At 73.2% G+C, this 17,779-nt stretch carries 13 protein-coding genes; 9 read left to right on the top strand and 4 right to left on the bottom strand.

Translation table 11 applies throughout. From position 1 onward, the window contains the following. Positions 1 to 201 precede the first annotated feature (201 nt). Positions 202 to 1,335, bottom strand: a complete 1,134-nt coding sequence (locus ACZ7LU_RS30955; protein WP_471918617.1) for a mechanosensitive ion channel family protein — start codon at positions 1,333 to 1,335, stop codon at positions 202 to 204. A 274-nt stretch (positions 1,336 to 1,609) separates the two neighbouring features. Here ACZ7LU_RS30955 and ACZ7LU_RS30960 point away from each other — a divergent pair, with 274 nt between their 5' ends. Further along, entirely contained in the window at positions 1,610 to 2,146 is a 537-nt protein-coding gene (locus ACZ7LU_RS30960; protein ID WP_150184145.1) for an HNH endonuclease, read from the top strand. A 62-nt stretch (positions 2,147 to 2,208) separates the two neighbouring features. Here ACZ7LU_RS30960 and ACZ7LU_RS30965 read toward each other — a convergent pair whose 3' ends face one another. Continuing rightward, entirely contained in the window at positions 2,209 to 5,193 is a 2,985-nt protein-coding gene (locus tag ACZ7LU_RS30965; protein ID WP_471918618.1) for a beta-N-acetylglucosaminidase domain-containing protein, read from the bottom strand. A 355-nt stretch (positions 5,194 to 5,548) separates the two neighbouring features. Between ACZ7LU_RS30965 and ACZ7LU_RS30970 the strand changes: the two genes are divergently transcribed. From ACZ7LU_RS30970 to ACZ7LU_RS30980, 3 genes are read left to right on the top strand one after another with little or no spacing between them, the layout of a single operon-like run. Then, positions 5,549 to 5,785 (top strand): hypothetical protein, encoded by a 237-nt coding sequence (locus tag ACZ7LU_RS30970; RefSeq protein ID WP_398297845.1) that lies wholly within the window; start codon positions 5,549 to 5,551, stop codon positions 5,783 to 5,785. Next, positions 5,785 to 7,932: a 4-alpha-glucanotransferase gene (gene malQ, locus ACZ7LU_RS30975; protein WP_471918619.1), complete on the top strand. Its 2,148-nt coding sequence runs from the start codon at positions 5,785 to 5,787 to the stop codon at positions 7,930 to 7,932. The genes ACZ7LU_RS30970 and malQ overlap by 1 nt, the downstream gene beginning before the upstream one ends. 20 nt (positions 7,933 to 7,952) lie before the next feature. Then, positions 7,953 to 8,192, top strand: a complete 240-nt coding sequence (locus tag ACZ7LU_RS30980; RefSeq protein ID WP_150167792.1) for a hypothetical protein — start codon at positions 7,953 to 7,955, stop codon at positions 8,190 to 8,192. A gap of 82 nt (positions 8,193 to 8,274) precedes the next feature. Here the strand turns inward: ACZ7LU_RS30980 and ACZ7LU_RS30985 are convergent, their stop codons facing one another. Further along, a complete protein-coding gene (locus ACZ7LU_RS30985; protein ID WP_468082935.1) occupies positions 8,275 to 8,844 on the bottom strand; it encodes a TetR/AcrR family transcriptional regulator in 570 nt (189 codons plus the stop codon). A gap of 126 nt (positions 8,845 to 8,970) precedes the next feature. Here ACZ7LU_RS30985 and ACZ7LU_RS30990 point away from each other — a divergent pair, with 126 nt between their 5' ends. From ACZ7LU_RS30990 to ACZ7LU_RS31000, 3 genes are all read left to right on the top strand, one after another. Beyond that, positions 8,971 to 10,458 carry an FAD-dependent monooxygenase gene (locus ACZ7LU_RS30990; protein ID WP_471918620.1) on the top strand — a complete coding sequence of 496 codons (1,488 nt, stop codon included), beginning with the start codon at positions 8,971 to 8,973 and terminating at the stop codon, positions 10,456 to 10,458. Between the two features lie 167 nt (positions 10,459 to 10,625). Beyond that, entirely contained in the window at positions 10,626 to 11,546 is a 921-nt protein-coding gene (locus tag ACZ7LU_RS30995) for a DMT family transporter (protein ID WP_471918837.1), read from the top strand. Positions 11,547 to 11,575: 29 nt separating this feature from the next. After that, positions 11,576 to 12,496, top strand: a complete 921-nt coding sequence (locus tag ACZ7LU_RS31000) for a LysR family transcriptional regulator (protein ID WP_468303392.1) — start codon at positions 11,576 to 11,578, stop codon at positions 12,494 to 12,496. 487 nt (positions 12,497 to 12,983) lie between these two features. Here ACZ7LU_RS31000 and pepN read toward each other — a convergent pair whose 3' ends face one another. Beyond that, a complete protein-coding gene (gene pepN, locus ACZ7LU_RS31005) occupies positions 12,984 to 15,551 on the bottom strand; it encodes an aminopeptidase N (protein ID WP_471918621.1) in 2,568 nt (855 codons plus the stop codon). Positions 15,552 to 15,806: 255 nt separating this feature from the next. Between pepN and ACZ7LU_RS31010 the strand changes: the two genes are divergently transcribed. Continuing rightward, positions 15,807 to 17,096, top strand: a complete 1,290-nt coding sequence (locus tag ACZ7LU_RS31010; protein ID WP_398297831.1) for a flavin-dependent oxidoreductase — start codon at positions 15,807 to 15,809, stop codon at positions 17,094 to 17,096. A gap of 125 nt (positions 17,097 to 17,221) precedes the next feature. Continuing rightward, the gene (locus tag ACZ7LU_RS31015; protein ID WP_471918622.1) at positions 17,222 to 17,773 is read left to right on the top strand and encodes a DUF1203 domain-containing protein; all 552 of its coding nucleotides are present in this window, start codon (positions 17,222 to 17,224) and stop codon (positions 17,771 to 17,773) included. Positions 17,774 to 17,779 lie beyond the last annotated feature (6 nt).

Here is a 17,779-nt window from a genome sequence, read left to right on the forward strand (position 1 = left end):
TCGGCCCCACCCCTGGCCGTCCGGGTCAAAGTCAACGTGCGGTGGAGGGGCGGGAGTCAAGGGTGGAGCGGAGCGGAATCGGCGTAGCCGACGCGACCGCAGGGAGCGCCCTTTACTCCCGGCCCGGAACCGCCACACTCCGGAAAGTCCGGGCGGCCCCGGTCACCATCCAAGGCACGGGCCCACCGAAGCCGCGCCGCGCTACTTCGACAGATTCGGCGGAGCCGGGGGTATCGGGGAAGCCGCCAGGGACTGAGGAGACGTGGCGGAGGCGTAGGCGGAGGGGGCCGCCATGGAGGCGGAGGGGTCCGAGGGGTCCTCCTGGACTGCCAGCGGCAGACCGCCCACGATACGGATCCCCGCCTCATCGAACGCCCGTTTGATACGCCAGCGCAGCTCACGCTCGACACCCAAGGACTGCCCGGGCATCGTCTTCGCCGAGACGCGAATCACCATCGAGTCGAGAAGGACGCTGTCCAGGCCGAGGATCTCCACGGGCCCCCACAGCTTCTCGTTCCACGGCTCGTCCTTGGCCATGGCCTCGCCGACCTCCGCCAGCGTCGCCTTCACCTTGTCCAGGTCCTCGTCCGGGCGGACGGTGACGTCGACGCCCGCCGTGGACCAGCCCTGGGAGAGGTTGCCGATGCGCTTGACCTCGCCGTTGCGGACGTACCAGATCTCGCCGTTGTCGCCGCGCAGCTTCGTGACGCGCAGGCCGACCTCTATGACCTCGCCGGAGGCCACGCCTGCGTCGATCGAGTCGCCCACGCCGTACTGGTCCTCGAGGATCATGAAGACGCCGGAGAGGAAGTCCGTCACGAGGTTGCGCGCACCGAAGCCGATCGCGACGCCCGCCACACCCGCGGAGGCCAGCAGCGGGGCCAGGTTGATCTCGAACGCGCTCAGGACCATCAGCCCGGCCGTGCCGAGGATCAGGAACGAGGCGACCGAGCGCAGGACCGAGCCGATCGCCTGCGAGCGCTGGCGGCGGCGCTCCACGTTCACCAGGAGGCCGCCGAGCGCCGTGCCGTCCACGGCCTGCGCCGTGCGGTTCATGCGGTCTATCAGCTTGGTGATGGCGCGGCGCACCAGGACGCGCAGGACGACGGCGATCGTGACGATCAGCACGATGCGCAGGCCGATACCGAGCCACGTGGACCAGTTCTGCTCGACCCAGCTGGCCGCGTTCGTGGCGCTCTCCTGGGCGTCCTCGAGCGTGGGCGGCTTGGTCTGTGGCGTGTCGTCCGGGTCCGTTCCGGCTGCCGACAGGACGGACAAGAACACGGCAGGTACCTCCAGGTATCGCGGCCTGCCCGGCGAACGAAGAACCGCCATCGAAGCGGAACCGGCGGAGTGGGGGGAGCCGGGCAGATTCACCACACTAACGGGGCATCGTGTGTGGATCGTTGTCATGTTCGAGGGAGAGACGGTGCTCACTCGGGAAGAACCAGGGAGAAGAAGAGAGAGACGGCCGCCGCGGCCGCTGTGGTCGAAAACACTTCAAGGCCGTTACGAGTACATGCTGGCGCTACGACCAGGCATGAGGGGAGACTGGCTTGCAGATCGTCCCGGCGCGAGCCACGCGCCGCCGGCGTACAAGGAGGCATCCGTGCCGCATGTCCTGGTCCTCAACGCGTCGTACGAGCCCCTCGGCGTCGTACCGCTCCGCCGCGCGCTCGTCCTCGTCCTGGAGAACAAGGCTCTCTGCCTCGAGGAATCCGGCGCCTTCATGCACAGCGCGACGCGCACCGTCCCCGCACCCAGCGTGGTCCGCCTCAAGCGGTTCGTCCGGGTCCCTTACAGGGGGCCCGTTCCGCTGACCAGACGGGCGCTCTTCGCCCGCGACGGCGGCCGGTGCATGTACTGCGGTGGCGTCGCAACCAGCGTCGACCACGTCATTCCCAAGAGCCGAGGCGGCCAGCACGCCTGGGACAACGTGGTGGCTTCCTGCCGCCGCTGCAACCACGTCAAGGCCGACCGGCATCTCATGGAGCTCGGCTGGCGGCTGCGGCACAAACCCGCGCCGCCGTCGGGTCTCGCGTGGCGCATCATCGGGACCGGACATAGGGATCCGCGCTGGCTGCCGTACTTGCAGCCGTTCGGCGCGGACGACGCGATGGCTCGGATCGACGGCATTTCCGCCTAGCAGTCGATCCGGGCCTTTGTTGTACGTGTGTGCGAACACACTCGGGCCGTACGCGGTCGCCGCTAATCCTCGGCGACCGCGTACGCCTCCACGGACCAGAGCGAGTAGCCGAAGCGGGTGGCCCGCTCGTTGCCCTGCACGCGGATGTAGCGGGTGTCACGCGCGTCCATGCGGACCGCCTCGCGGCCGCCCCTGCCGTCCCGGACGGTGGCCGCCGTGCGCCAGGTCCGGCCGTCGGCGGACGTCTGCACGCGGTATCCCTTCGCGTACGCGTCCTGCCAGCGCAGCACCACCTGGCCGAGCCTGACCGGCTCCGCGAGCTCCACCTGCCACCACGCGCCGTCCTCGGCCGGCGACGACCAGCGGGTCTCCGAGTCGCCGTCGACGGCGCCCGACGCGGGGAAGTCCTTCGTCTCGTCGCCCGACGACGACGCCTTCGCGCCGCGCGCCAGGTCGGGCCCTGCGGTGCGGGGGAAGGCGCGGACCGAGACCGTGCGGGTCTCGCCGCCGAAGGTGAGCGGAATCTCGTACGTCCCCGCGCGCATGCCCGCCGGCACGGTGATGTCGACCGGCACGGCGACCTCCGTGCCGCGCGGCAGCGTGGACCTCTCCGGAACCCGCACCTCGATGCCCTCGGGGGCCTTCGCCCGGAGCCGTCCGCCGACGTCACCGGGGCGCAGCGGGAGCAGCTTCGCGGAGATCCGCAGCGGGCCGCCGCCGATCTCCGCGTCGGCCTCGGTGCGGGACAGCGACAGGCGGGCGGCGGGGGTGTCGGCGAACCAGGGGACGAGGTGGCGGACGGTGCCGACGGCGGGCGCCACCCGGACCGCGTCGGCGCGCACCGGCTCTCCCTTCGTGAGGTCGAGCTCGGTGAAGCCCTTCTCCGAGAGAGCGCCGATCCGCTGCCAGCCCTTCCCCGGGACGTGCGCCTCGACGGCGCCCCGCGTGCCGGGGTCGGTCAGCGCCGTCACCGCGGCGAGCGCCCGGTCGCGGCCGAACCGCGCCGTCGCGCCGTCCGAGGCCCGCTTCCCGTCGGTCCCCGCCCACGCCGCGTACGCCTTCTGCACGCGCGCGAGGAACGGGTCGAGGACGCCCTTGCCGACGGTGACGCCGCTGTGCCCGAGCTCCTTCCTGAGCTTCGCCAGGGTGCGCGCACCGTGCCAGGCCGCCGCGCCGTCGCCGGCGGACTGGGCGGTCAGGAGGTCGACCGCGGTCTCGCCGGCCTCGCCGTAGCGCGCAAGCTGCTCGATCCAGGGGCGCACCTCGTCGTCGAGCGCGCTGTCGGCGAGGCGCTCGGGCGCCTCCCGCATCACGGTGAAGGCGGCGCGCAGGCGCTCGGCGGCGCGCGCGTTCCGCGCCCGGTCCTTCGTCGTACGGGCGCGCCACAGCTCGCTCATGAGCGGCCGCAGGTACGCCGATTCGTCGGCGCCGAGCACGGAAGAGGCGTCGTTGCCCGCGAGGGCCCGCAGCGCGCCCCGCGCCTTCGGATCGCCGCCCGCGAGGTCGTCGATGGCGGCGAGCCAGGACTCGTGGGGGCGGTAGGCGCGCGGGTTCCAGGCGTAGTCGGCGGCCGTGAAGAGGGGGATGCGGGAGGCGGCCGGCTGCTCCATGGCGTTGCCGAGGAGGGCGGCCGAGCCGGTGGCGACGGCGGGTTGGCGGCCGGTGTAGGGGCCGAGGAAGATGCGGTCCTGCGCGAAGTCGTTGACGGGGTAGTTGTCCATCGTGACCAGCGGGTGCGCGCCGAACGCCTCGCGGGCGCCCGCCAGTTCGCGCCCGGTGATGGTCCGCGGGACGACGCCGACGCCGGTCCAGGCCACCTCGACGCGGTGGTCCAGCGCGCGGGACAGGGCCGCGCGGTACTCGGTCGTCCCCTTCTGGAAGTACTCGGTCGGCATCAGGGAGAGCGGGTGCGCGCCCGGGTGGCGGGCGGCGAGGTGCGCGGCGACCGCGTTCGCGACCCGTGCCTGCGCCTTCGCGGCGGCCTCCGGCCCCGACCCGAAGGTCTCGGCGTCCTGCTCGCAGTGCCACTCGCTGTAGCTGACGTTCTGGAACTGGAGCTGGAAGGCGCGCACGCCGAGCGCCCACATGGCGTCGATCTTGCGGGTGAGGTCCTTGACGTCCCGCTCGGACGACAGGCACATGGCCTGGCCGGGGGAGACGGCCCAGGCGAGCGTGACGTGGTTGGCCTTGGCCCGCCGCGCGAGGGCGCGGAAGTCGGCCCGCTGGTCCGCCGGGTAGGGCTCGCGCCAGCGGGCCTGGCGGTAGAGGTCGTCGCCGGGGGCGTAGAGGTACCGGTTCTGCTTGGTGCGCCCCATGAAGTCGAGCTGGGCGAGCCGCTGCTCGCGGGTCCAGGGGGTGCCGTAGAACCCCTCGGCCATGCCGCGCACGGCCGTGCCGGGCCAGTCCCGGATCTGGACGCCGGGGACGAGGCGGGTGCCCTGCGCGCCGCCGACGATCTGCCGCAGGGTCTGTACGCCGTGGAAGAGGCCGTCCGCACCGGCTCCCGCGAGGGCGACGGTGTCGCGTCCGCCGACGCGGCCGACGGCCAGCCGGTAGCCGCCCGCCGGCAGGTCGCCGTGCTCGCGGGCGCCGAGGGAGCGCAGCGCCCGGTCGGCGCCGGTCCCGCCGGCGCGGACGACGAGGGTGCCGCCCGCGGGCAGCGGGTCGCCGTCCCGCACCTCGGTGATCCGGCGGGCGCCCGCGTCGCGCAGGACGGCGCGGAGGGCTTCCAGGGCGTACGGGTCGGCATCGGCGCCGTCCGGCTTCCCCTGGGGTGTCCTGCCGTCGGCCGTGACCAGCACGACGTCGTCGCCGACGGTGACGGCGCTTCCCGCCGCGCTCATCGACTGGGGGCGCGGCCAGACGGACGGCAGGTCGGAGACGGCGGCCCCGCGGCCGTCCTTGCCGCCGCCGTCGGGGGACGTGGCGGGAACGCCGGGCCGGCCGGGCGCTCCCGGGGCCGCGAGGGCGCCGTGCGCGCCGCCGAGCGTGCCCGCGATCACGGCGACCGCGATGGCGGCCGCACCCTTCCTGCGCCGCAACTGCACGGCCCTCGCCCCTGTTCTCGTCCCTCGGGGTCCTTGCGGTCCCTTGCGTCACATGTGGCAGTGAGCCCACCACTGAGGCGGCTGAGGTGTCAACGGGAGGCGGTACCGGCCGGGGGATTCTTCGCGGAACCTGCCCGAATTTCCGGAACGGGGGGCTAGGGGGTGACGACGGTGGACATCTTCCCGGCGGCGGACGGGGCGGAGCCCGTTCTTCCGGGGCGGGACGGGCTGCGGAAGACAACTTCCGTACGGGGAAGTGGATGTGACCAGGGTCACGTTGTGGCAACGTATACGTCTGCGCGTCCGCGCACTGGGTAGGGCTGCCGAGACCTGCCCCCTGAAAAGGAGCTCCCACGTGGCCGCTTCCGCCAACCTTCTGCTCTCCGCGCTCTCCAAACAGGTCTCCCACCCCGACTCGGGCCTCGACGGCTCGTTCTCCTGCGGCTGCGGCGAGCCGCCCCTCACCAGTGAGCCCCCGCTCGCCGACGCCGCGCCGCTGACCAGCGAGCCGCCCCTCGCCGACGCCGCGCCGCTGACCAGCGAGCCCACCTCCACCGGTATGGCCTCGGGCCTGGACACCATGGCGGTCTGATGCCTCTTGCGCGGCTGGCCGCTTCGTACGGCGTGGCCACCTCCTACTCTCCGTCCCCGGGGCACACCGTCCCGGCCTCCGACGCCGCGGTGATCGCCGCCCTGGCCGCCCTGGGTGTGGACGCGAGCACTCCGGAAGCCGCCGGGGCCGCGCTGGCCGCACGCGAGACGGAACTGTCCGCACGCCTGCTCCCGCCGACCGTGGTGCTCTGGACGGACGCCCCCCTGCCCCCGTCCCTCGCGGAACTGCCCGCGGGGTCACGGGTGCGGGTGGACCTGGAGGAGGGCGGAACGGCCGAGTGGACCGTGCCGGACGGCCCAGGCGCGCCGGACGGTGCCGCGCGGCTCCCCGAGCCCCTGCCGCCCGGGGTCCACCGGCTCCGCGTGCGGTGCCCCGGCCGCAGTGACGCCGAGGCCCACCTCATCGCCGCGCCCCGCCGGATCAGGACCCCGGAGCGGCGCGCGCACGGGCTGCTGGTCCAGCTCTACTCCCTGCTGTCCCGGCACTCCTGGGGCATGGGGGACCTGAGCGACCTCGCCGATCTCGCCGCGTGGTCCGGCCGCGTCCTGGGTGCGGGCTTCGTCCAGGTCAACCCGCTGCACGCGGCCGTGCCCGCCGCCCCGGAGGGGCATGGGAGCGATCCCTCCCCGTACCGGCCCTCCTCGCGCCGCTTTCCCGACCCCGTGCACCTGCGCGTCGAGGCGGTCCCGGAGTTCGCGTATCTGCGGGGCGCGGCGCGCGAGCGGGCCGAAGAGCTGTGCCGGCGGGCGGCCCGGCTGCGCGAAGGGGTCCTGGAACAGGACGAGTTGATCGACCGTGACGCGGTCTGGGCCCTCAAGCGCGAGGCGCTCGAACTGCTCCACGACGTCCCCCTAGGCCCCGGCCGCCGCGCCGAGTACAACGCCTTCCTCGCCGAACAGGGCCCCGCCCTGGAGGACCACGCCACCTGGTCGGCCCTCGCCGAGATCCACGGCCCCGACTGGCACTCCTGGCCCGCCGCCCTGCGCGACCCGGACTCGCCCGGCACGGCCCGCGCCCGCCGCGAGGCGATGGACCGCGTCGACTTCCACTGCCGCCTCGCCTGGCTCACCGACACCCAGCTGGCCGCCGCCCAGCGCGCCGCCCGCGAGGCGGGCATGGACATCGGCCTGGTGCACGACCTCGCGGTCGGCGTGCATCCGGGCGGTGCCGACGCCTGGGCGCAGCAGCGGCACTTCGCCCCGCGCATGTCGGTCGGCGCCCCGCCGGACGCCTTCAACGCGCGCGGCCAGGACTGGGGCCTGCCGCCCTGGCGCCCGGACCGCCTCGCCGAGTCCGGCTACGCCCCCTACCGCGCCCTCCTGCGCGGCCTGCTCCGGAACGCGGGCGCGCTCCGCATCGACCACGTCATGGGCCTGTTCCGGCTCTGGTGGGTCCCGGAGGGCCGCGAGCCCACCGAGGGGACGTACGTGCGGTACGACGCCGAGGCGATGCTCGCCGTCCTCGCCCTGGAGGCACACCGCGCGGACGCCCTCGTCATCGGCGAGGACCTCGGGACGGTCGAGCCGGGCGTCCGCGAGACCCTGCGCGAGCACGGCGTGCTCGGCACCTCGGTGCTCTGGTTCGAGCGGGACTGGCAGGGCACGGGCCGCCCGCTGCCCGCCGACGCCTGGCGCGCCGACTGCGTGGCCACCGCCACCACGCACGACCTGCCCCCGACCGCCGCCCGCCTCACCGGCGAACACGTCCGGCTCCGCCACGACCTGGGCCTGCTGACCAGGCCGCTGGCGCAGGAGCGGGCCGAGGCCGCCGCGGACGTGCGCGAATGGCTCGGGCTGCTCTGCCGGCTCGGCATGCTGCCCGGCGGCATCGGCTGCGAGGAGGACGAGATCCGCGCCGTGCACCGCTTCCTGCTGGCCACCCCGGCCCGCATGATCGGCGTCTGGCTCCCGGACGCGGTCGGCGACCGCAGGCCGCAGAACCTGCCCGGCACCTGGGACCAGTACCCCAACTGGCGCCTGCCCGTGGCCGACGCCGGCGGACACCCCGTCACCCTGGAGGAACTCGCCGCGTCGCCGCGGCTGCACGCCCTCATGGCGGTGTTCCGCGACGGTTCGGCGGAGGGCCGGGGCGCCCGTACGGCACCCCCGGGCGCGCACCCCGTTTAGGAGTTCGCTACGTTGGCACCGTGGACAAGAAGAACGCACTGCGCGCCGGCGCCCTGGCCTCCGGCACGACGCTGATGATGCTGCTCATGTCGTCCCCCGCCCTCGCGGCCGTGCGTGACGACGGTGACGACCCGGGCCCCGGCCTGAGCGTCATCGACACGCTCGGCCTGTACGTCGCCGCGCCCATCGTGCTGTTCCTGGTGATCGCGGGCCTCGTGATGGTCGGCGACAAGTCCCGCAAGCAGCAGAAGCAGGGCTGAACCGCAGCCTCCGGGCTTTCCGCGCCGAGGGCGCCTTCCGACGACGTACCGCAGACGTCGCCGGAAGGCGCCCTCGGCGTGCTCACGGGCGTTCGGCCGTCAGATAGCGCTGGAGCGTCGGCGCCAGCCAGTCCGTGATCTCCTCCCGCGTCAGCGCCGCCGACGGCGGGAACCGCAGGACGTACCGCGTCAGGGCGAGACCCAGCACCTGCGCGGCACAGAGCGCCGCCCGCGTCGGCGCCTCGGCCGGGTCCGGACAGACCTCGCGCGCGACCGGCAGCAGCTGTGCCGCGAAGATCTCCCGCATGCGCTCCGCCCCCGCCTCATTGGTGATGCCCACCCGGAGCAGCGCGGTGAGCACCTCGTCGCCCTCCCACACATCGAGGAAGTGCGTCACCAGGACCCGCCCCACGTCCGCTCCCGGCACCTCGGCGAAGTCCGGCAGCCGCAGGTCGACCGAGGTGGCGGCGGCGAAGAGCCCCTCCTTGTTGCCGTAGTAGCGCATCACCATCGAGGGGTCGATGCGGGCGTCCTTGGCGATGGCGCGGATCGTCGCACGCTCGTACCCGTCCGCGGCGAAGCGTTCGCGGGCCGCGGCGAGGATGCCGGCCCGAGTCGTGTCGGAGCGGCGGGCAGGGGTCGTTTCGGTCATGCCAACAAACGTAGGCCAACAGCCGTTGACAGTCCATGGGCGCGGTCGTACGTTGGCCAACGAGCGTTGACCCACAAGTGTTGACCAACGAGCGTTGACCCGCACGTGTGGCATCAGGAGGCGGCCATGAACGGCACGACCGGCGACACGAAGAAGAACGCAAATCCCACCGAAGGCACCGGCACCGGCAGCAGCCCCGTCGTGGTGGTCGGCGCCGGTCCCACCGGGCTGCTGCTCGCCGGGGACCTCGCCGCCGCGGGCGTCCCCGTCACCCTGGTGGAGAAGCGGGCGCCCGGCATCAGCAACCTCTCCCGCGCGATGGTCCTGCACGCCCGCACCCTGGAGCAGCTGGACGCGCGGGGCCTCGCCGACGAGCTGGAGGCCGAGGGGGAGCCGCTCGACAGGCTCCGCCTTTTCGGCCGCCTCTCGCTGGACTTCTCGCGGCTGCCGTCCCGCTTCCGGCACCTCCTCGTCCTCCCGCAGTATGAGGTCGAGCGCGTCCTGGAGCGGCGCGCGGCCGACGCCGGGGTGCGCTTCGCGTACGAGACCGAGGTGACCGGACTCGTCCAGGACGCGGACGGTGTGACGCTCCGGGTCCGTGGCCCCGGCGGCGAGCCGGGCACGCTGCGCGCCGCCTACGCCGTCGGCGCCGACGGCCTGCGCAGCGCCGTGCGCGAGTCGGTCGGACTGCCCTTCCCCGGCAGGTCCGTCATCCGCTCGCTCGTCCTCGCCGACGTCAAACTCGCCGAGAAGCCGCAGACGCTGCTCACCGCAGACGCCGCCGGTGACGTCTTCGCCTTCATCGCGCCTTTCGCCGACGGCTATTACCGGGTCATCGGCTGGAACCGCTCGCGCGATGTCCCCGACGACGAGCCCCTGGACCTCGACGAGGTCAAGGGAATCGTCCGGCAGGCGCTCGGCCGCGACTTCGGGATGCACGACGCCCGCTGGATGTCCCGCTTCCACAGCGACGAACGGCAGGCGCCCGCCTACCGGGTGGGCCGCGTCTTCCTCGCCGGGGACGCCGCGCACGTCCACTCACCGGCCGGCGGCCAGGGCATGAACACCGGACTCCAGGACGCCGCGAACCTGAGCTGGAAACTGGCCGCCGCGGTCCACGGCCGCGCCCCGCACGGCCTTCTGGACACCTACGAATCCGAGCGGTACCCGGTCGGCAGGGCGGCGCTCCGCAGCAGTGGCGGGATCGTCAGGCTCGCGATGGCCAAGCACCCGTGGACGCGCGCGGCCCGCACCGCCCTCACCGCCTTCGTCGACCGTGTGCCCGCGGTGCGCGCCAAGGCGACGGGCCGGGTCACGGGCGTCGGGATCGCGTACCGGTCCCCGAAGGGCGCCCACCGGCTCGTCGGACGGCGGGTCCCCGACATCGCACTCAAGGAGGGGCGGCTCTACGAGGCCCTGCGCGCGGGCGAGTTCGTCCTCATCACACCGGAGGGCGAGAAGGAGTGCGGGACGGGGCGTGCCGTGCCCGCCCACTGGTCGAGCGGCCGCCGCACGACGGTCCTGGTCCGCCCCGACGGATACGTGGCGTGGGCGGCGGACGACGCGGGGGCGGGGGAGGTGGCGGCGGCGCTGGAGGAGTGGGGCGCGGCGTAGCCCGGACAGCCCCCCACGGAACCCTTCAGTTCCCCTTCAAAGAATCGGCGAAAAGATTCGATGGACCTGATGGGTGTGAGGGTGTCACGGTGGTCCCGCACCGCACCGAGACACCCCACACACCCCGCCACCGCGGGGAGAGAGGCAAGGGATACCCCGTGGCAGTCCTGGACCGGACCCCCGCTCACACCGCGTCGGCCGCCGCGAAGGCGGCCGCGCGCCCCATCGGCGTCGGCCTCGCCCTCGCGGCCCTCGCCACGGTCGTCTGGTCGGGCAGCTTCGTCACCTCCCGGGCCCTGCACGACAGCGTGCCGCCCGTTCAGCACGCGTTCTGGCGCTGGATCATCGCCATCGCGGCGGTCGCGCCGTTCGCGGCGCGCCGGACCTGGCGGCAGCGGAAAGTGCTCCGTGAGCACCTCAAGTTCCTGCTCGTCGCTTCCCTGTTGGGCGTCACCGTCTACAACACCCTCGTGAACCAGGCGGGGATGACGACCACCGCGGGCAACATGGGCATGATCATGGCGGCGTCGCCCGTCCTGATGGCCGGCTACGAACGGCTCGGCGGCGCCCGGCTCGGCGCGCGCCGCGTCACCGGCATGCTCGTCGCCTGCGCCGGCGTCCTGCTCCTGGTCAGCAAGGGCTCGCTCGCCATGGACTTCGCGGTCGGTGACCTCTGGATCATCGCGGCCGCGCTCTCCTTCGGCTCGTACAGCGCGCTGCTCAAGCGCAAGCCCGCCGAGATCGACGGACTCCCCTTCCTCTTCTCGACGTTCGTGCTCGGCGCGCTGATGCTGCTGCCGGTGTTCCTGGTCAGCTACGCGGTGCAGGGCGGTTTCGAGCCCACCGTCGGCACGGTCTCCCCGCTCCTCTACGTCGGCGTGGTGTCGTCGGCGGTCGCCTTCTTCGCCTGGAACAAGGCGATCTCGATCATCGGCGCCGCCCGCGCCGGGGTCGTCTACTACCTCCAGCCGGTCTGCGTCGCCCTGCTCTCCTTCGCGGTCCTCGGCGAGGCGATGGGGTGGCTGCAGGTGCTGTGCATGGGGCTGATCCTGGGCGGGGTCGTGCTCGGCGCGGCCCGCACGAAGTGATGCTCCTGACCAGTCGGTACGTTGGGCTCATGAGCGAGTGGGACATCAAGAAGCTGCAGATCCTGCGCACGTTGAGTGAGCGGGGGACCGTCACGGCGACGGCGCAGACGCTGCGGATGACGCCTTCTGCGGTCTCGCAGCAGCTGTCCAACCTCGCCAAGCAGCTCGGCGTACCGCTCCTGGAAGCGCACGGGCGGCGGGTCCGCCTCACCGACGCCGCACATCTCGTGCTGCGGCACGCGGAGGCGGTGTTCGCCCAACTGGAGCGGGCCGACGCGGAGTTGACGGCTTATGCACAGGGGGAGGCGGGGGAGGTGCGGGTCGGCGCGTTCTCGACGGCCGTGCCCGCGCTGGTCGTGCCCGCGGTGCGGGCGCTGCGGGAGGCGGCGCCCGGCATCTCCGTACGGGTACGGGAGACCGAGGCGGCCCAGGCGTACGAACTCCTCGCGGCCGGTGAGGTCGACATCGCCCTGTCCCTGGCCGTCCAGGCGCCCGCGGAGACCGACGCGGACACACGGTTCACCCGGGAGTCCCTGCTCGCCGACCCGCTGGACGTGGCGCTGCCCGGCGACCACCGGCTGGCGTCGGCGGAGGGGCTGCGCCTCGCCGACCTCGCCGCCGAACCGTGGATCTTCGGCGGGAGCGGGCCCTGGTCGGAGATCACCCGGGCGGCGTGCGAGGGGGCGGGCTTCACTCCGGAGCAGGCGCACTCGGCGTCCGGGTGGACGGCGATCCTGGCGATGGTGGAGGCGGGGATGGGGGTGGCGCTTGTGCCTCGTATGGCTGCGGCGAGTCGCGCCGGTGTGACCATGCGCGCGCTCTCTGACGATCATCCCACTCGGCATGTTGTTGCTGCGGTGCGGAGGGGGGCGGCTGGGGGCACGGCGGTGGCCCGCGTCCTCGCCACCCTCCGGGCGGCAGTCCCCACGCGATCCTCTGCCCCTCACTGACCCGGCTTGCCTGCGGGTGGTGTGTGGCCCCCCGCGCAGTTCCCCGCGCCCCTGGGGTGGCTGCTGTCGTTCTTCGGCTGCCGGTTGTGTGTGGCTGGGCGCGCAGTTCCCCGCGCCCCTGGGGCGGCTGCTGTCGTTTTTCGGCTGCCGGTTGTGTGTGGTTGCTCGCGCAGTTCCCCGCGCCCCTGGGGTGGCTGGCCTCTGTCTTTTCGCCGGCGGTTGTTTGTGGCCGGTCGCGCAGTTCCCCGCGCCCCTGAAGTGGCTGGTCTCGTTTTTTCGCTGCGGCATTGAGGGGCTCCCCCGCCCCTTGGCTGCCGGCAGGCAGTCCAGGGGCGCGGGGAACTGCGCGCGCAACCACATGCGGCCGGTGGGTGGGGGACGGCGGGGGTACCCCCAGGGGCGCGGGGAACTGCGCGACCAGCCATGTGCGGGCCGCAGGGGGAGGGGCCTGCCCGGCCCCCGGTGGGGGCGGGCAGGCCGGGGGAGGTTATGCGTCTGCGGCGCGGGCTCGGAGGGCGCGGTCGATTCCGGCGCGGGACTCCGTGATGAGACGGCGCAACGCGGCCGACGGCTCCGCCGCGGCAAGCCACGCATCCGTCGCATTCAGCGTCTCCTGAGAGACCTGGAGCGACGGATAGAGCCCGATGGCGATCTGCTGGGCCATCTCGTGGGAGCGGGAGTCCCACGCGTCCTTCACCGTGGCGAAGAACTTCTCCGTGTACGGAGCGAGGAGTTCGCGCTGGTCGGTCTGGACGAAGCCGCTGATCACCGCCTCCTGGATGGCGTTGGGCAGCGTGTCGGACTCGACGACCGAAGCCCAGGCCGCCGCCTTCGCCTCGGCGGTCGGCAGCGCCGCCCGGGCGGAGGCGGCGTGCCGCTCGCCGGCCGCCGTCCTGTCCCGCTCCAGCTCCGCCTCGATGCCCGCCTCGTCGAGCCGCCCGGTCGCCGCGAGCCGCGCCACGAACGCCCAGCGCAGCTCGGTGTCCACGGCCAGCCCGTCGATCGACTCCGAGCCGTCGAGCAGGCGCTCGAGGAGCGCGAGGTCCGCGTCCGTGCGTGCCGTCGCGGCGAAGGCGCGGGCCCACGCCAGCTGGTGGTCGCTGCCGGGCTCGGCCGCCCGCAGGTGCTCCAGCGTTGCCTCGGTCCAGCGGGCCAGCGCCGCGTCCCGGCGCGCCGGGGCCGCGTACAGGTCGAGGGCCAGCTTCACCTGGCGGTGCAGCGACTGCACGACGCCGATGTCGGACTCCTTGCCGATGCCGGAGAGGACCAGGGAGAGGTACTCGTGCGTCGGGAGCTCCGCGTCGCGCGTCGTGTCCCACGCCGACGCCCAGCACAGCGCCCGCGGCAGCGACGCCTCGAAGTCACCGATGTGGTCGGTGACGAAGGCGAGGGACTCGCTGTCCAGGCGGACCTTCGCGTAGGAGAGGTCGTCGTCGTTCAGGAGGATGACCGCCGGGCGGGCCTTGCCCACCAGCTCGTCCACGGCGGTCAGTTCGCCGTCGACGTCCAGTTCCACGCGGTCCGTGCGGACCAGCTTGCCGGACGCGTCGTCCAGGTCGTAGAGGCCGATCGCGATCCGGTGCGGACGGAGCGTGGGCTCGCCCTTCGCGCCCTCGGGGAGCGCGGGGGCCTCCTGCTTGACGGCGAAGGAGGTGATGACCCCCGAAGTGTCGACGTCGACCACCGGCCGCAGGATGTTGATGCCCGCGGTCTCCAGCCACTTCTTCGACCAGGTCTTCAGGTCCCGGCCGCTGGTCTCCTCCAGCGCGCCCAGCAGGTCGGACAGGCGCGTGTTGCCGAACGCGTGCCGCTTGAAGTACGCCTGCACGCCCCGGAAGAACTCGTCCTCGCCGACGTACGCGACGAGCTGCTTCAGCACGCTCGCCCCCTTCGCGTACGTGATGCCGTCGAAGTTGACCAGGACGTCGTCCAGGTCACGGATGTCCGCCATGATCGGGTGCGTGGACGGCAGCTGGTCCTGGCGGTACGCCCACGTCTTCATGGAGTTGGCGAACGTCGTCCAGGAGTGCGGCCACTTCGAGTCCGGCGCGTACGCCTGGCAGGCGGCCTCGGCGTAGGTGGCGAACGACTCGTTCAGCCACAGGTCGTTCCACCACTCCATGGTGACCAGGTCGCCGAACCACATGTGGGCCAGCTCGTGCAGGATCGTCGCGGCCCGCACCTCGTAGGCCGCGTCGGTCACCTTCGAACGGAACACGTACTGGTCGCGGATGGTCACCGCGCCCGCGTTCTCCATCGCGCCCGCGTTGAACTCCGGGACGAAGAGCTGGTCGTACTTGGCGAACGGGTACGCGTAGTCGAACTTCTCCTGGAACCAGTCGAAGCCCTGCCGCGTCACCTCGAAGATCGCGTCCGCGTCGAGGAACTCGGCGAGCGAGGGACGGCAGTAGATGCCGAGCGGCACGGACTGGCCGCCGGGACCCTCGTACGTCGAGTGGACCGCGTGGTACGGGCCGACGATCAGGGCCGTGACGTACGTGGACATGCGGGGCGTCGGCTCGAAGTGCCAGACGTCGTCCTTCGGTTCGGGGGTCGGCGAGTTGGAGATCACCGTCCAGCCGCTCGGCGCCTTCACCGTGAACTGGAAGGTCGCCTTCAGGTCCGGCTGCTCGAAGGACGCGAAGACTCGGCGCGCGTCCGGGACCTCGAACTGCGTGTACAGGTACGCCTGTTGGTCGACCGGGTCGACGAAGCGGTGCAGTCCCTCACCGGTGTTGGTGTAGTCGCAGTCGGCGACGACCTTCAGCTCGTTGCGACCCTCGCGCAGGTGCCGCAGCGCGATGCGCGAGTCGCGGAACACCGCGGCCACGTCCAGCGCGTGGCCGTTCAGGACGACCTCGTGGACCGCGGGGGCCACCAGGTCGATGAAGGTCTCGGCGCCCGCCTCCGCGGAGTCGAAGCGCACCGTGGTCACGGACCGGTAGGTGCCTCCTTCCTGCGCGCCGGAGAGGTCGAGATCGACCTCGTACGAGTCAACGGTGAGCAGCTTCGCCCGCTGCTGCGCCTCTTCGCGGGTCAGATTGGTGCCGGGCACGCGGTCATCTCCTCGTACGACGTGTCGCGTCTTCGTGGGTGCGACTTGTGGTGTTTCCGGCCATCCTTCCATGCCCCTCCGGATGGCCGCCCGGGCCATTGTTCTCCCGCTGCGGTGCGGCTACGCTCCGCGCGTCCGCACCGGTCCCGGCAGGCCGCAGACCACGGCCACAAGGGCGGTCAGGAAGCACAGGGGGACACGGAAGATGCTGGGGACCGAGAGACCGGCCGCCACCGGCCGCGCCGCCCGACGGCCATGACCGACGTACTCGTGGCGGGCGCGGGCATCGGCGGGCTCACCGCCGCGCTCAGCCTGCACGCGGCGGGCATCGAGACCCGCGTGGTGGACGCCACCGACCAGCTGCGGCCCGTCGGCGTGGGCATCAACCTCCTGCCGCACGCCGTGCGGGAGCTGACCGAGCTCGGGCTCGGCGACCAGCTCGCGGCGACCGCCGTCGCGCCCGACGTGATGGTCCACTTCGACCGGCACGGCAACCGCATCTGGGCCGAACCGCGCGGCCTCGCCCTCGGCTACCGCTGGCCCCAGTACTCCATCCACCGCGGCGCCCTCCAGCTGCTCCTCCTCGACGCGGTCCGCGAGCGGCTCGGCGACCACGCGGTCCGCACCGGCACCGCCTTCGTCCGGCTCGCCGAGCACGAGGGCGGCAGACTCCGGGTGATCCTGCGGGACATGGCGCGCGCCCGGGAGTACGGCGTGCGGGTCCGCGCCCTGGTCGGGGCCGACGGGCTGCACTCGGCGGTACGGGCCGTGCTGCACCCCGGCGAGGGGCCGCCGCTGTGGAACGGCATCCGGATGTGGCGCGGCATCGCCGAGTGGCACCCGGTGCTCGGCGGGCGGACCGTCGCGGTGGCGGGCAGCAACGCCACCGCGAAGCTCGTCGTCTACCCGATCTCCCGGCGGGCCCTGGAGCGGGGCAGGACGCTGCTCAACTGGGTGGCGGAGGTGCGGTTCCCGCCGACGCACCACCACGGGATGGCGGGGCCCGCCGACTGGAACCGCTCCGGGCGGCTCTCCGACGTCCTGCCGCACTACACGGGCTGGCGCATCGGCGACCTGGACGTGCCCGCGCTGCTCGCCGCCACGCGGCACATCCTGGAGTACCCGATGGTCGACCGCGACCCGTTGCCCCGGTGGGGCCGCGGCCCGGTCACCCTGCTCGGCGACGCGGCGCACCCGATGTACCCGGTGGGGTCGAACGGCGGCTCCCAGGCGATCCTCGACGCCCGCGTCCTCGCCCGCTGCCTCGCCCACACCGCGCCGGACCGGGAGGCGGGGCTGCGGGCGTACGAGGAGGTACGGCGGGAGACCGTCAACGCGATCGTCCTCGCCAACCGCGACATGCCGGCCGACCGCATCCTCCAGACCGTCGCGGAGCGCGCCCCGGAGGGCTTCCACCGCGTGGAGGACGTCCTGACCCAGGAGGAACTGGCCGAACTGGACGCGGCGTACCGCAGAACGACGGGCGCGGACGTGGCGGAACTGAACGGGCGCGGGTCGTGGGGGGTGGGGTGGGGCGGCCAGTAACACGTGGCCAGTAATGCGCGGCCCGTAACGCGTGACCCATGACGCGTGACCCGTGACGCGTCGCCCGTAGCGCGATGTCCGATATCCGCCAGCCCCCTGCCCGTCCCCCGCGCGAGGCTCGTCTCATGAACACCACGCACGCAGGGACCACGGTCCCGACAGCCACCGCCTACACCCCCCTCCCCATCACCCCCGAAGTCCTCGCCCGGCTCCGCGTCACCGACGACGCGGGGCGGCCCTGCCTCCCGTACGTCGACCCGGAGGGCGGCGATCCGCTCCGCTGCTGTCTGCGGCCCGTCGCGCCCGGCGAGCGCATCGCCCTCGTCTCGTACGCGCCGCTGCGCCGCTGGGCCGCCGAGACCGGCGCCACCCCCGGCGCCTACGACGAGCAGGGGCCCGTCTTCATCCACGCCGACCCCTGCGAGGGGCCGGCGGAGGAGCGTGCCGGGTATCCGTTCTCGCGGGCCGGGGCGCTGCGCACGGTCCGCCGCTACAGCGCCGAGGGGCACATCCTCGGCGGCCGCCTCCTGGAGATCCCCGAGGACGAGGAGCGGGGCTTCGACGCCGCGTTCGCCGAGGCCTTCGCCGACCCGCGGGTCGCCCTCGTGCACGTCCGCGCCGTGGAGTACGGCTGCTTCCACTTCGAGGTGCGCAGGCCGGAGCCGGCCGGGGTCTGACAGAGG

The organism is Streptomyces sp. NPDC039462 (assembly GCF_055639375.1).

What these genes read in the sequence shown, in the direction of transcription:
- ACZ7LU_RS30955 (WP_471918617.1), bottom strand. Translation starts at nt 1,335, where the DNA reads ATGGCGGTTCTTCGTTCGCCGGGCAGGCCGCGATACCTGGAGGTACCT.
- malQ (WP_471918619.1), top strand. Translation starts at nt 5,785, where the DNA reads ATGCCTCTTGCGCGGCTGGCCGCTTCGTACGGCGTGGCCACCTCCTAC.
- ACZ7LU_RS30985 (WP_468082935.1), bottom strand. Translation starts at nt 8,844, where the DNA reads ATGACCGAAACGACCCCTGCCCGCCGCTCCGACACGACTCGGGCCGGC.
- ACZ7LU_RS30990 (WP_471918620.1), top strand. Translation starts at nt 8,971, where the DNA reads ATGAACGGCACGACCGGCGACACGAAGAAGAACGCAAATCCCACCGAA.
- ACZ7LU_RS31000 (WP_468303392.1), top strand. Translation starts at nt 11,576, where the DNA reads ATGAGCGAGTGGGACATCAAGAAGCTGCAGATCCTGCGCACGTTGAGT.
- ACZ7LU_RS31010 (WP_398297831.1), top strand. Translation starts at nt 15,807, where the DNA reads ATGACCGACGTACTCGTGGCGGGCGCGGGCATCGGCGGGCTCACCGCC.
- ACZ7LU_RS31015 (WP_471918622.1), top strand. Translation starts at nt 17,222, where the DNA reads ATGAACACCACGCACGCAGGGACCACGGTCCCGACAGCCACCGCCTAC.